Raw genomic sequence first — 13,145 nt, 5'->3', positions numbered from 1 at the left:
CGCGCGGCGGATGTCACTCGTTCGGCCGCCGGAAGACGGTGCGGCCGCCGACGACCGTGCGCAGGCACACCGGGAGGTCGTTGCCGGGGGTGAGGTCGGGCAGTCCGGGGGTGCCGGAACGGGGGTCGGTGGACCAGCGTTCGACGCGCTCGTCGGGGGCCTGGACGATCAGCTCTCCGGTGCGCCAGACCGCGTAGTCGGCGGGGGCGCCGGGGACCAGGACACCCGCGTCGTCCCGGCCGATGGCGCGCCACCCGCCGCGGGTGTGGGCGGTGAACACGGCGCGGGCGGAGATGCCGTGGCCGGGGGTGCGGTGGAAGACGGCGGCGCGCACGGTGCCCCACGGGTCGAGCGGGGTGACCGGGCTGTCGGAGCCGAGGGCGAGCGGGACGCCGGCCTTGAGGAGGGCGGCGTAGGGGTTGAGGGTGCGCGCCCGGTCGGCGCCCAGGCGGGTGACGTACATGCCCCTCTCGCCGCCCCAGGCCGCGTCGAAGGCGGGCTGGACGGAGGCGGTCAGGGCCAGGTCGGCGAAGGCGGCGATGGTCGTGCCGGTGAGCATTTCGGCGTGTTCGACGCGGTGCCGGGCGGCGCGGACGCGGCCGAGGCCGACGCGGTCGGCGGCGGCCCGTACGCCGTCGGTGACGGTGGTCAGGGCGGCGTCGCCGATGGCGTGGAAGCCGGCTTGGAGGCCCGCTTCGGTGCAGGCGGCGACGTGTGCGGCGACGGCGTCGGCGTCGAGGTGCGCGGTTCCGGTGTGGGCGGCGTCGGCGTACGGGGCGTGCAGGTGGGCGGTGTGCGAGCCGAGGGAGCCGTCGGCGAAGAGGTCGCCGGCGGCGCCGGTCGCGCCGAGGGCGCGGATGCGGTCCGCGTCCTTTGCGGATGCGATCAGTTCGGCCCAGTAGCCGACGACGCGGGGTCCGTGGCCTTCGGCGGCCAGGGCGAGCAGAGCGGTGAAGTCGTCCTCGCCGGAGATGTCCGGGCCCGCGCACTCGTGGAGGCTGCCGATGCCGAGGGAGGCGGCGCGGGCGAGCGCGGCGGCCTGGGCCTCGGCGCGCTGGGCGGGGGTGACGGTGGCGTACGCGGCCTGGCGCGCGGCGTGGTGCGCGTCGCCGGTCAGCGGGGCGTCCTGGTGGAATCCGGCCCGTTCGCGGATGCCGGGGACCAGGTCGAGGAGCGCGGTGGTGACGACGGCGGAGTGCACGTCGACGCGGGTGAGGTAGAGGGGACGGCCGCCGGTGGCCTCGTCCAGTTCGGCGCGCGCGGGCGGCCGGCCCTCGGGCCAGGCGCTGGCGTCCCAGCCGTGGCCGAGCAGGATCCGGTCGGCCGGGCGGGCCGTGGCGTGCGCGCGCACCCGCGCGAGGGCGTCGGGCAGCGTGCGGGCGCCGGCGAGGTCGAGGCCGGTGAGCGCGAGTCCGGTCGCCGTGGTGTGCACATGTGCGTCCGTGAACGCCGGGGTGACCAGTGCGCCGTCGAGGTGGACGATCTCGTCGACGCCGTCGGCGAAGGAGTCGGCGGCGCCCTCCTCGCCGACCCAGGCGATGCTGTCGCCCTCTACGACCATGGCGGTGGCGAACGGGTCGGCGGGGCTGTGCACCTCGCCGCCGCGCAGCAGGACGGTGCGGGGACGGTCCGGGCCGGGACGGTGCCGCCGGGCCGCTTCGGGGATGCGCTCGCTCATACCGGACAGTCTGGCCCCTGTGCGCGGGCGGGCCGCGCGCGGGGTCGGATGCCTGGTCAGATGCGGGGCGGGCGGGCTTCGTAGGGGGTGGAGAGCACGACCGTGGTGCGGGTGGAGACGCCGGCCAGGCCGCGGATGCGGGTGAGCAGGTGCTCCAGCTCCAAAGGAGTGGCGACCCGGACCTTGAGGATGTAGTTCTCGTCGCCCGCGACGCTGTGGCAGGCCTCCAGCTCGGGGACCTCGGCGAGCCGGTCGGCGATGTCGTCGGGGGCGCTGGGGTCGAAGGGTTTGACCGAGATGAAGGCGGTGAGCGGCAGGCCCACGGCTTCGGGGTCCACGATGGCGGCATAGCCCCGGATGACACCGCGCTGCTCCAGGCGGCGCACGCGCTGGTGCACCGCCGAGGTGGACAGGCCGGTGGCCTTGCCCAGGTCGGTGTAGCTCATCCGCCCGTCCTTGACGAGCAGATCCACGATTTGTCGGTCCAACTCCTCCACTCGCTCAACCTACTGCGCCCGGGCGGGTGCGCGCAGCGCACGCCGGATCGTGGACACCCCCGGGGGGTGTGAGCAATGCCACACACATGCGTCGGGCTCCGCGGGGCAGCGGCGATTATGCGTGCGGCATGAGGGGAATTGCTCGTGGTGGCCGGGACCGCCCGTCACACGAAGTCGGCGGTCCGACCGGCCCACCCGAGGGGGATGGACATCATGCGACGCCTGAAGCAGGAATCCGCTGCGGCGAACGTCGGCGCCCGGGAGGGCGGCGGTTTCGGCCCCGCCGCGGACGACGACGACACCCACGAAGCGTTCGAGACGTTCGAGATCTACCGTGTGACCTGCCCGGACTGCGCGCAGCCGATCGCGCTGCTCGCCGACGAGGAGACCCTGCCCGAGCACGCCCTGTGCCCCTCGCCGTGGAATCCGTTCGGACTGACCGTGTGCCAGGGCTCGGGCCGCCCGGCGGCCGAGGCACCCTCGACCGAGGACACCCTGGACGCCCAGGAGCAGGACGCGGCGATGCTGCTGACGCTGCCGGAGAGCCTGGACTGGCGCCGCCAGCCCTTCTCCCACATCGGCGGTCCGGCCACGCGCCCGGCGCGGAGGGTGCCCCGGCAGCGCCGCGGGGCCTGAGCGGGCCCGACGGGTGGTGCTGGTGAGGGTCGACCGGCCGGTGGCCCGGCCGACCCCGCGGCTCAGCGTGACTCGGGTCCGGCGAGCTGGCGCGCGATGACCATCCGCTGGATCTGGTTGGTGCCCTCGACGATCTGGAGGACCTTGGCCTCGCGCATATAGCGCTCGGCCGGGAAGTCGAGGGTGTAGCCGTAGCCGCCGAGGAGCTGTACGGCGTCGGTGGTCACCCGCATCGCGGTGTCGGTGCAGAAGAGTTTGGCCATCGCCGCTTCCTTGGAGAACGGCAGGCCGGCGTCGCGCAGGCGGGCCGCGCTGAGGTAGAGCGCCCGGCCGGCCTCCACCTGGGTGGCCATGTCGGCCAGCATGAAGCGCAGCCCCTGGAAGTCGGCGATCGGGCGGCCGAACTGGCGGCGTTCGGCGGTGTAGGCCAGTGCCTCGTCCAGCGCCGCCTGCGCGACGCCGATGGCGCAGGCCGCGATGCCCAGGCGGCCGGATTCCAGGGCCGCCAGGGCGATGGCGAAGCCCTGGCCCTCGTCGCCGATGCGGCGGGAGTCGGGGACGCGGACGCCTTCGAAGTGGAGCTGGGCCGTCGGGGAGCCCTTCATGCCCATCTTGCGTTCGGGCTTCGCGGCGCTCAGGCCCTCGGCGTCACCGGGGACGAGGAAGGCCGTGATGCCGCGGGCGCCGCTGCCGCCGGTGCGGGCCAGCACGGTGTAGAAGTCGGCCACGCCGCCGTGGGTAATCCACGCCTTGGTGCCGTTCAGCGTCCAGGTGTCGCCGCTGCGGGTGGCGCGGGTGGTCAGGGAGGCCGCGTCGGATCCGGAGGCGGGTTCGGAGAGGCAGTAGGCGCCGAGCAGTCCGCCGCCGAGCATGGCCGGAAGGTGTTCGGCGCGCTGCTGCTTGGTGCCGTATTCGGCGAGCGCGTGGCAGGCGAGGGTGTGCACGCTGACGCCGAGGCCGACGGTGAGCCGGGCGGCCGCCAGCTCTTCGAGGATCTGGAGGTACACCTCGTAGGGCTGCTCGCCGCCGCCGAACTCCTCGGCGTAGGGCAGGGACAGCAGGCCGGATTCCGACAGCAGGCGGAAGGTCTCGCGCGGGAAGCGGCCGGCGTCCTCCTCGTCGGCGGCGGCCGGCTTGATCTCGCGGTCGGCGAGCTCGCGTACGAGCGTCAGCAGATCACGGGCCTCCTCTGTGGGCAGCCTGCGGTCCACCGGCCGGGGGCCGTACTCGGTCATGCGGCGCTCTCCTCCCTGTCGGGCGCTGCGGCGACGCACGCGCGGGGTGAGGCGGCGCCGCCGGTGTTCAAGGTGCCGAGCCGATGATCGCGTTCCGGGTCGCGGATGGCGATGACCTGCGGCTGTGGCGCTAGGAGTATGCCCGATCGGAGGCCCCCCGTCACGGGTGATCACCACCGGCTCGGCACATTCGGCCGTCGTGCGGGCGGCAGTTGGCACAACGGACGGCAAATTGGTCCGAACCATTGACGCACTGGTCTAGTCCTTCTACCTTCTGCTTCAACGTTCAACGCGTTCATGCCAATTCGGAACGCAGGTCAGGCTCCACCCCTCGATCCCCCTCCGAGGAGACGACATGCTCAGACCGCCCCGGAAGCGATCACCGCGCAGGCTGATCGCCGCCACCGCCGCCCTGTGTACGGCGGCGCTGGCCGGCACACTGCTCGCCGGATCGGCATCCGCCCACCCGGCCGGCGCCCCCACCGCCACCCCTCCCACCGCCGCGACGGCCGCGGCACAACCCGCCGCCGCGGGCGGAAAGGTCGTCGGATACTTCACCAACTGGGGTGTCTACGACCGCAATTACCACGTCAAGAACATCGAGACCTCCGGCTCCGCCGCCAAGCTGACGCACATCAACTACGCCTTCGGCAACGTCCAGGGCGGCAGGTGCGCGATCGGTGACTCCTACGCCGACTACGACAAGGCGTACACCGCCGAGCAGAGCGTCGACGGCAAGGCCGACACCTGGGACAACGGCGCGCTGCGCGGTAACTTCAACCAACTGCGCAAGCTCAAGAAGCTGCACCCCGGCCTCAAGGTCATCTGGTCGTTCGGCGGCTGGACCTGGTCGGGCGGCTTCACCGAGGCCGCCAGGAATCCCGACGCGTTCGCGCAGTCCTGCCTCGACCTGGTCGAGGACAAGCGCTGGGCCGACGTCTTCGACGGCATCGACATCGACTGGGAGTACCCCAACTCCTGCGGTCTGACCTGCGACACCAGCGGCAGGGAAGCCTTCACCAAGGTCATGCGCTCGCTGCGCGCGAAGTTCGGGACGGGCAACCTGGTGACCGCGGCGATCACCGCGGACGCCTCGTCGGGCGGCAAGATCGAGGCGGCGGACTACGCGGGCGCGGCCCAGTACGTCGACTGGTACAACCCGATGACGTACGACTACTTCGGCGCGTGGGACGCCAAGGGCCCGACGGCGCCGCACTCACCGCTGACGTCCTACAGCGGCATCCCGAAGGCCGGGTTCAACGCCACCGACACCACCCGGAAGCTCAAGGGCCTCGGCATACCGGCGAACAAGCTGCTGCTGGGGATCGGCTTCTACGGGCGCGGCTGGCAGGGCGTGACGCAGAGCGCGCCGGGCGGTACGGCCACCGGCGCGGCACCGGGCAAGTACGAGGCCGGCATCGAGGACTACAAGGTCATCAAGGGCCGCTGCCCGGCCACCGGCAAGGTGGGCGGCACCGCGTACGCCAAGTGCGGTGACCAGTGGTGGAGTTACGACACTCCCGAGACCATCGCCTCGAAGATGGCCTTCAAGAACGCGCAGGGCATGGGCGGCACGTTCTTCTGGGAGCTCAGCGGTGACACCGCCAACGGTGAGCTGATCAAGTCGATCGACTGACCGCGCGGCGGGTGTGTGGTGAGGGCGGGAGGCTACGGCCTCCCGCCCTCGCGGCGTCTCACCGGGGCGGGCGGGGCGGCGCCGGGCAGCTCGGCTCGTACTCCTCGATCAGCCGGAGGGTGTCCCCCAGGCCGCGCACCAGCAGGGTCGCCACCGTCTCGCGGGGCAGCTCCCCCGCCTCGATCCAGTGGAGGGTCACGCCCTCGACGCTGGAGAGCCAGCCGGTGAGCGCCGTACGGGCGAACGCCGGGATGTCCTCACGGCCCCAGGCGCCGACCGCGAGGGTGGCCAGCAGGCGGGCGCGGACGGTCTCGCGGATCGCCAGCACCTCGGCGTCGAAGCCGACGCCGCCGGTGACGATGGCACGGTAGGCGGCCTGGTGGTGCTGGGCGTAGCGCAGGTAGCCGTCGATGGTGTGCCGGACACGTTCGACGGGCGGCAGGTCGTGGGTGCTGCCGGCGCGCTCGACGAGTTCGGCCACCGCGTCCTCGATGATGGCGAGGTAGTAGCCGCGCTTGTTGGTGAAGTAGTAGTAGATCAGGCCCTTGGCGACGCCGGCGTGCCGGGCGATGTCGTCCATGGACAGCGCGTCGTAGGACGTGTCGGCGAACAACTTCCGTCCGGTGGCTATGAGTTCGGCGCGTCGCGCCTGGGAGCGCGCGGTGGGGCGGGCGCCGTGCGCAGTGGCCCGTCCGCGCTGTTGACTCTTATTCAAAATCGGCCCTAGTCTCCCCACTGGATGTCTCCAACTGTCCTGATTTCAGGGCAGTATGACAGAGCGTCATGACATACGGAGGGGCCTGCATGAGCACTGTCCGTACATCGCCCGAGGGGCGGACCTCGTGGCAGAAGAGCGCCGTGGTGGCGGTGCCCGCCCTGCTGGCCGTCGGCGCTCTGGCGACGGTGATGGCCCAGGGCGCGCTGGCCGCGTCCTTCGCCGTCTCCGGCACCCACTTCCAGGTGGCGTCCGGGAAGCTGACCAGCAGCGGCCTGTCGTCGTACGTCCACACCGACCGTGACGCGGACGGCCGCGGCCATCCCGTGGCCCTGCTCGGCATCGGCAAGGCCACCCTCGCCGACATCTGCCAGTCGGCGCAGGTCAAGACGCCGGTGGGCACGGTCGTGTTCAAGCTGACGGCCGGCGGGAAGGCCGGCGCGGTGACCGCCGACAGCCTCGTCATCGACGGCGAGGACCTGGTGGGCGACGCCCGCTTCGGCACCGCCCAGATCGGCCGGGACGCTGCCTCGCTCGACGCCGTACCGGGCGTCTCGGGCCCGAAGGGCAAATTCGGCCTCCAGGCCGGGGATATCGAGGTCGCCGGCGTCAGATCACACGCCTGGTCGGCCACCGGCGGCAACTTCCGCCTCAAGGGGCTACGGGTGAGCGTCAGCCTGGACGGCACGAAGTGCTTCTGAGCGCGGCCCGGGCCCGGGCCTCCGCCTACGCCGAACGGAACCTGCCGTGGCCGAGTCGGCGCGCGGCACTGCGCCGGTGGCGCCGCACCCGGCCGTTCTGGGCCGGTTTGCTGCTCCTGCTGGGCGGGGCGGAACTGCTGCTGGTCCCGCTGTCCCCGCTGACCGTGCTGGTCAGCCTGGGCCTGGGCGGGCTGGCGGCACTGGGCATCGGCCTGGCGCTGATGGTGGCGGGCGTGTTCCTGTGGTGCGCGCCCGCCGCGCACCACTACGTGAGCGTCAACGCGCTGATCCTGTCGGTGCTGTCGTTCGCCGCGACGAACCTCGGCGGATTCCTCGTCGGCATGGGACTGGGGATCGCGGGCGGCGCGATGGGATTCGGGTGGACGCCGGCCCGGGACGACGCGGGCGCCGGTAGCCCGGCCGACGCCGATGCCAGTACCAGTGGCGGCACCGGCACCGGCACCAGTGGCGGTACCGGCACCGGCACGGGCAGCCGGGTGCTCGCCGCCGCGTTGCCGATCGCCCTGCTCGCGGCGGTCGGCGGCCCGGCACACAAGGCCGTAGCCACCGGCATTCCGGCGCCGCCCACCCCGCCCACGGTGACCACGACGCTGTTCGCGCCCAAGGGATTCCTGCTGGCCGGCGTCACCGAAGTGCCGACGGCCGACGGTCCGCTCAAGGCCATGGTGCTGAAGATGAAGGCCGCCTCCCTCACCGACTACCACCTGACCACCCGCGACGGCGGCCCCGAACTGACCCTGAGCGCCGACTCGCTGGACCTCAGCGGCGAGGTCACCCTCTACCTCACCAGGTTCAGCGGCTGCCTGGAGGGCTTGGTCTGCCTCACCTTCACCCCCGACACCCTCCCCGTCCCCCCGGTCGTCCCGCCCTTCGTCTTCATGACGGACGTGGACGCCGAACAGGCCCTGGTGACCTCGGACCTGATCGTCGCGGACGGGCTGCGGCTGCGGGCCGGCGGCCGGCCGGCACCCGCGGGTGCGGGTGCCGGCTGAGCCTTCATGGGAGCAGGGGGCGCGGCCGGTGGCCGCGGGGGGTTACGGAGCCATCTCGTAGGCGCCGGACAGCGCTTCGACGCGCTCCCAGACGCGCGCCGAGCGGGCCTCGTCGACGACCGGGCGCCGGACCGCGCCCAGCGCCCAGCTCTGCTGTTCGGCGGTGGCCGAGTCCTTGCCGTGCAGCTCGACGGCGTGTGCGGAGAAGTCGCGGACGAGCACGGCGAACAGCTCGTCCAGGACGTCCTCGTCGCAGCCGGTCAGGCGCGCCTGCTCCAGGATCAACTGGCCGTGCACGACGAGCGCGAAAAGCTGGCCGACGGCGAGCAGGAGATCGAGGTCGCGGCTCTGCTCCTCGCCGGGCGCGGCGGTGGTGACGAACTCGCACAGCGCGTCGGCCTGCTCCCGGAAGCGGCCGATGTTGGGCACGTCGGCGTACGCGTCGTAGGCGGTGCGCCAGTCGTGGAAGCGTACGGAGCCCAGGCCGCGGGCCGGGCCCTGCCGGAAGAGGAAGTCGTCGTCGGCCGCGTCGAGGCGGGTCGGCACGGGCGCGTACTCGGCCGGCGCCAGCAGGTGGTTGCGCATGAACTTGAGGATCAGGGCCAGGTTGACGTGGACCGTGCCCTCCAGCTTCGGCAGCCCGCGGATCTCGATGGCGGCCTGGGCGAAGTAGTTGTCCTTCTCGAAGCCCTTGGCGGCGATCACGTCCCACATCAGGTCGATGACCTTCTCGCCCTCGGTGGTCACCTTCATCTTCGTCATCGGGTTGAAGAGCAGGTAGCGGCGGTCGTCGGGGCCGGCGGAGCGGAAGTAGTCCACGGCCCGGTCGCTGAACAGCTTCATGCCGACGAGGCGGACGTAGGCGTCGGACAGCTCGCGGCGCACGTGCGGGAAGGCGGTGACGGGGCGGCCGTAGAGGATGCGGTTGTGGGCGTGGGTGACGGCCTCGTACATCGCGTGCTCGCAGATGCCGATGGAGGCGGTGCAGAGGTTGAACTTGCCGACGTTGACGGTGTTGAGGGCGGCGTCGAAGGCGGCGCGGCCGGTGTGCAGGACGTCGTCGGGGGCGACCGGGTAGTCGTCGAGGCGGAACTCGCTGACGTACTTGGAGGAGTCGACGACGTTCTTCACCAGGTGGTACGCCGGGTGGCGGCTGTCGGCGGCGAAGAAGACGTAGCCGTCGGGGCCCTCGACGTCGGTGCGGCGGCCGAAGACCGAGACGAGGCCGGCGGCGTTGCCGTTGCCGATGTAGTACTTGGAACCGCTGGCCCGGAAGCCGCCGTTGCCGTCGGGCTCCAGCAGCATGTCGGTGGAGTAGATGTCGGCGCCGTGGGTCTTCTCGGACAGGCCGAAGGCGAACACCTCGCCCTGGGAGAGGAGTTCGGCCGCGCGGGTGCGGGCGGCGGCGTTGTCGCTCTGCCAGACGGGGCCGAGGCCGAGGATGGTGACCTGCCACGCGTACCAGTAGTCGAGGCCGTAGAAACCGAAGATCTCGTTGAGGGCGGCGATCCGGGCGGTGTCCCAGCGCTTGTCCTGCTGCCCGTCGGCGGCGGAGGCGGGGGTGAGGAAGGTCGCGAACAGCCCCTCCTTGGCGGAGAACGCGAGGAAGTCCGCCAGCCAGGCGCGGGAGCGGTAGTCCTCGATCAGCTTGCGCTTGCCGCGGTCCTCGAACCAGTCGACGGTGGCGCGCAGCAGCCTGCGGGTCTCGGGGTCGAAGTGCGCCGGGTCGTAGGTGCGCGGGTTGAACAGCAGGGTGTCGGCCATGGCGGGTCGCCTTTCGGGACGGAGGGTCGGGGGTGGTGGGGCGAGCAGCGGGTGCCCGCCCCCGTCGGTTCAGCGCTCGGGGTGGAGCCGGTGGAGGGTGGCCAGCACGTCGTCGAGCCAGGCGAGCATCATGCGTTCGTACGCGATGCCGCCGCGCAGCACGACGTGCTGGAGTTCGCGCCCGGCGTCGGGCGCCGCGGGTGCCTCGGGCCCGGTGAAGTCGCGCCGCTCCCCCGCGAGATAGTGCGCGAGGCGGTCGCTGTGGGCCTGCTGGTGCCGCTCGACCTCGCGGATCAGTGCGGTCGGGTCGTCGAACGCGGCGCCGCGGATCTTCACCGCGAGGTCGTGCCGGACGCTTTCGGGCTGGATCGGCTCGTGCAGCCACTGGGAGAGGGCGATCCGGCCGGGCGCGGCGACGGAGTACTCCCGCTTGTCCGGCCGGGCCTGCTGCGGCACCTCGCGGACGTCGATCCAGCCGTCGCTCTCCATGCGCTTGAGGACGCGGTAGATCTGCTGGTGGGTGGCGGTCCAGAAGTATCCGATGGACCGCTCGAAGCGCCGGGACAGCTCATAGCCGGAGCCCGGCTTCTCCAGCAGAGAGACGAGGATCGCGTGTTCGAGCGCCATGCCCCGATCCTTCTATGCAACTCGTTGCATAGACAAGTGGCATCGGCAGGGTGAGACACGGCTCACGGTGGCGGAGGAGGGCCCCCGGGCGCCCTTGAGGGAGACATTCGGCCGGGCCGGAAAAGCCGGAGAACAAAGGTGAGAAAGTAGGCTAAATTACATCTTCGACCGACCGGCCGAACGAGCGAATCGATCGAACCGAGCGAATCGACTGAATCGACCGAACGAACCGATCGGTCAACCGAAGCGGAGGACGCGTGACGCGCCGACCCGGCTGCCCCTTCTGCCTCATCGTGCGGGGTCAGGCACCGGCGACGGTCCTGCGGGAGTGGCCGGATACCCTCGCGATCCGGCCTCGCCACGGTGGGGTGACCGCCGGGCATCTGCTGGTCCTCCCCCGGGTCCACGTCGCCGATGTCGCCGAGGACCCGCGCGTCTCCGCGACGACGATGCTGCGCGCGGCCGAACTCGCGGCGGAGATCGGCGACTGCAATGTGATCACGTCCCGTGGCGCCTCGGCGACCCAGACCGTCCGCCATCTCCACCTCCACCTCATTCCCCGCGCCGACGGCGACGGCCTGCTCCTGCCGTGGACCGCCGCCCGGCCCGCGGAGAGGTGATCCGCCGCCCGCGCCGGGGTGGTCAGGCGAGGAAGATGACGGTCATGCTGTCGAGGGCGACCAGGACTCCGTAGGAGAGCAGCATCGTCCTGGACAACGCGACGCCACGCCAGGGCACGGGTTCTCCGTGCCGCTCGGCGTCCATGGCGAAGGGCGGCACCTGCGCGGCGCGGCGGTCGGCGACCTTCTCGTAGAGGGTGCGGAACAGCCGCTCCTGGCGCAGGTAGTAGCTGTCCAGGAGCCAGAACCCCGCCGCCAGCCCCACGGCGACCGCGGCCGTCTTCCAGCTCGGCCCTCGGGTGGCGACGGCGATGAAGGCGCCGCTGACGGTCATGGCCCAACTCTTGACGAGGAACGAGGTGTTGGCGTGCCGGGCGATCACGGTCTGGAGGAACTCCAGATGTTTGACCTCGTCCGGACGGAACCTCGGGGGCACGGTCGTGGTCATGGTGCCGTACCGCCTTCGGACGCGGGAGGCGCGTCGGCCTCGCCGGACGCCGCAGCCGCGTCAGCCTCGCCGGACGAGGAGGGCGCTTCAGGCTCCGCGGACCCTTGGGGCTCGTCTTTGGACGTGTCTGGGGGCGCGTCTGGGGGCGCGCCTTGGGAGGCGCCTTGGGACGCATCTTGGGATGCGTCCGCCTCTCGTGTCTCTTCGCCCGCCCCAGCCTCATCCGCCTCCGGCACCCGGAACTGGACGTTCAGGTCACCGGCGACGGCGTTGAGGCGGTCTTCGAGCTTCTCCGGCGCGTAGCGGTCGAGCAACGCGTAGAGGCGGTCGAGGAGTTCGAGCCGGGCCCGGGGCGGTGTGGGGTGGGCGGGTATCCGGTCGTCGGCCCGGGGGGCGGGGGTGCCGTCGCGCGCGGGCTTGGGGTAGGGCCAGGCGGGCGTGGTCAGGGGGAAGTGGTAGCTGCCGGCGACGCCGGTGCGGGCGCGTTCCTCGACGATGCGGATGCACGCGTCCTCAAGCGTGCGGTGGGCGTCGCCGGCCGCCGACTCGACCGTGGACCGCAGGCGCCACCAGCTCTCGGTGTGGCCCACCAGGCTGCGGCGGGCCTCGGTCAGCAGCCCCCGGCCGCGCGTCTCGGCGGACGCGATGGAGCGCTCGGCCTCCTGGTCGCGGTCGGCGCAGGGGTTGTGGGCGAGGATCTTGACCACGATCGCGGCGGTGCTCAGCACCAGGGTGAGGATGATGACGGCGCCCTGGTCCGGTGCCAGGTCCACGTGCTCGCGCACCGCGCCGGCCGCGCGCATCCGGGCCCAGACGCCGACCATCGTGAGGATGGCCACGGTGAAGAGCACCGGGCCGGCCGCGTTGGGCCAGGGCAGTTCGCCGGCCTTCCGCCGTTCCGTGCGCGGGGCCTGGGGCCATACGGCCTCGCGCAGGGCCGCGATCGGGCCGCGGCGGGTGCGCTCCAGTGTGCGGGCGGCCCGGGTCCGCCGCCGGAAGACGGACTCGGCCAGCAGGCTGCCCGCCGCGAGCAGGCAGACGGCGACGCCGAAGCCGGGCAGGTAGGCCAGGTAATAGCCGGCCTGCCGCTGGCCCAGTCCGAAGAACCGCTGCATGAGGGTGCCGATGAACAGCGTGTCGAAGGCCACGCAGGCGACCAGGGTGGGCCACAGCAGGCGCCGCCAGAGCACCGGTGGCCGGCGCAGGCTTTCGGGTCCGTCGTCGGCATGGCGGGCGCGCACTTCCCCGGCCCGCACCTGTGCCCGCCGGGCGCTTCGCGCGAGGGTGAACCGCTCGGCCTCCTCGATGGCGGTCTGGGCCTTGTGGAAGGTGCGCGCGGCCGCGGTCGCCGCCGCGCCGAGCCCCGCCTGCGCGGCGGTCAGCGCGGTGTTGGCGTCGGCGAAGGCCCGCATGAGGGCGGCCTGTTCGCCGTTGTCGGTCCGGTCCGCCGGCCGGGAGACCGGTCGCTTGGTGGCGTCCAGGGCGACGAGGGCGGAGTCGTCGAGGGGACAGTCGACCGCCGCCTGGTAGCGGGCGGCGGGCCCTGCCCGGTTCTTTCCGTTGGTGGTGTTCATG

Annotated in this window: 13 protein-coding genes; 5 read left to right on the top strand and 8 right to left on the bottom strand. The window is 72.3% G+C overall.

All coding sequences use genetic code 11. The annotated features are described in order from the left end of the window. Window positions 1–13 precede the first annotated feature (13 nt). Entirely contained in the window at window positions 14–1,678 is a 1,665-nt protein-coding gene (locus tag ACZ45Z_RS02945; protein ID WP_468355012.1) for an amidohydrolase, read from the bottom strand. A gap of 56 nt (window positions 1,679–1,734) precedes the next feature. After that, window positions 1,735–2,175 (bottom strand): Lrp/AsnC family transcriptional regulator, encoded by a 441-nt coding sequence (locus ACZ45Z_RS02940; protein ID WP_468355009.1) that lies wholly within the window; start codon window positions 2,173–2,175, stop codon window positions 1,735–1,737. Window positions 2,176–2,379: 204 nt separating this feature from the next. On the opposite strand from ACZ45Z_RS02940, the gene ACZ45Z_RS02935 reads away from it, so the two are divergent. Beyond that, window positions 2,380–2,811, top strand: coding sequence for a hypothetical protein (locus tag ACZ45Z_RS02935; RefSeq protein WP_468355006.1), 432 nt, complete (start codon window positions 2,380–2,382; stop codon window positions 2,809–2,811). A 62-nt stretch (window positions 2,812–2,873) separates the two neighbouring features. On the opposite strand, the gene ACZ45Z_RS02930 is transcribed toward ACZ45Z_RS02935, so the two are convergent. Further along, window positions 2,874–4,046: an acyl-CoA dehydrogenase family protein gene (locus tag ACZ45Z_RS02930; RefSeq protein WP_468355003.1), complete on the bottom strand. Its 1,173-nt coding sequence runs from the start codon at window positions 4,044–4,046 to the stop codon at window positions 2,874–2,876. Window positions 4,047–4,401: 355 nt separating this feature from the next. Between ACZ45Z_RS02930 and ACZ45Z_RS02925 the strand changes: the two genes are divergently transcribed. Then, window positions 4,402–5,682: a glycoside hydrolase family 18 protein gene (locus ACZ45Z_RS02925; RefSeq protein ID WP_468355000.1), complete on the top strand. Its 1,281-nt coding sequence runs from the start codon at window positions 4,402–4,404 to the stop codon at window positions 5,680–5,682. 58 nt (window positions 5,683–5,740) lie between these two features. On the opposite strand, the gene ACZ45Z_RS02920 is transcribed toward ACZ45Z_RS02925, so the two are convergent. Further along, window positions 5,741–6,397 (bottom strand): TetR/AcrR family transcriptional regulator, encoded by a 657-nt coding sequence (locus ACZ45Z_RS02920; RefSeq protein WP_468354997.1) that lies wholly within the window; start codon window positions 6,395–6,397, stop codon window positions 5,741–5,743. A gap of 89 nt (window positions 6,398–6,486) precedes the next feature. Here ACZ45Z_RS02920 and ACZ45Z_RS02915 point away from each other — a divergent pair, with 89 nt between their 5' ends. Continuing rightward, window positions 6,487–7,098, top strand: coding sequence for a DUF6230 family protein (locus tag ACZ45Z_RS02915; protein WP_468354994.1), 612 nt, complete (start codon window positions 6,487–6,489; stop codon window positions 7,096–7,098). After that, the gene (locus ACZ45Z_RS02910) at window positions 7,089–8,111 is read left to right on the top strand and encodes a DUF6114 domain-containing protein (RefSeq protein WP_468354991.1); all 1,023 of its coding nucleotides are present in this window, start codon (window positions 7,089–7,091) and stop codon (window positions 8,109–8,111) included. Before ACZ45Z_RS02915 ends, ACZ45Z_RS02910 begins: the two co-directional genes overlap by 10 nt. 42 nt (window positions 8,112–8,153) lie before the next feature. Here ACZ45Z_RS02910 and ACZ45Z_RS02905 read toward each other — a convergent pair whose 3' ends face one another. Together ACZ45Z_RS02905 and ACZ45Z_RS02900 are read right to left on the bottom strand one after the other, a co-directional pair. Then, window positions 8,154–9,875 carry an acyl-CoA dehydrogenase family protein gene (locus tag ACZ45Z_RS02905; RefSeq protein WP_468354988.1) on the bottom strand — a complete coding sequence of 574 codons (1,722 nt, stop codon included), beginning with the start codon at window positions 9,873–9,875 and terminating at the stop codon, window positions 8,154–8,156. A 69-nt stretch (window positions 9,876–9,944) separates the two neighbouring features. Beyond that, entirely contained in the window at window positions 9,945–10,502 is a 558-nt protein-coding gene (locus ACZ45Z_RS02900) for a PadR family transcriptional regulator (RefSeq protein WP_468354985.1), read from the bottom strand. A gap of 257 nt (window positions 10,503–10,759) precedes the next feature. Between ACZ45Z_RS02900 and ACZ45Z_RS02895 the strand changes: the two genes are divergently transcribed. Beyond that, the gene (locus ACZ45Z_RS02895) at window positions 10,760–11,122 is read left to right on the top strand and encodes an HIT family protein (protein ID WP_468354982.1); all 363 of its coding nucleotides are present in this window, start codon (window positions 10,760–10,762) and stop codon (window positions 11,120–11,122) included. 22 nt (window positions 11,123–11,144) lie between these two features. Here ACZ45Z_RS02895 and ACZ45Z_RS02890 read toward each other — a convergent pair whose 3' ends face one another. Next, window positions 11,145–11,570 (bottom strand): hypothetical protein, encoded by a 426-nt coding sequence (locus ACZ45Z_RS02890; RefSeq protein ID WP_468354979.1) that lies wholly within the window; start codon window positions 11,568–11,570, stop codon window positions 11,145–11,147. Then, window positions 11,567–13,144 carry a hypothetical protein gene (locus ACZ45Z_RS02885; protein ID WP_468354976.1) on the bottom strand — a complete coding sequence of 526 codons (1,578 nt, stop codon included), beginning with the start codon at window positions 13,142–13,144 and terminating at the stop codon, window positions 11,567–11,569. The genes ACZ45Z_RS02890 and ACZ45Z_RS02885 overlap by 4 nt, the downstream gene beginning before the upstream one ends. Window position 13,145: the final 1 nt, after the last annotated feature.

Source organism: Streptomyces sp. NPDC031210 (assembly GCF_055570395.1).
Note: the sequence above shows the minus strand (reverse complement) of the source record. Positions and strands in the feature narration are given on the sequence as shown.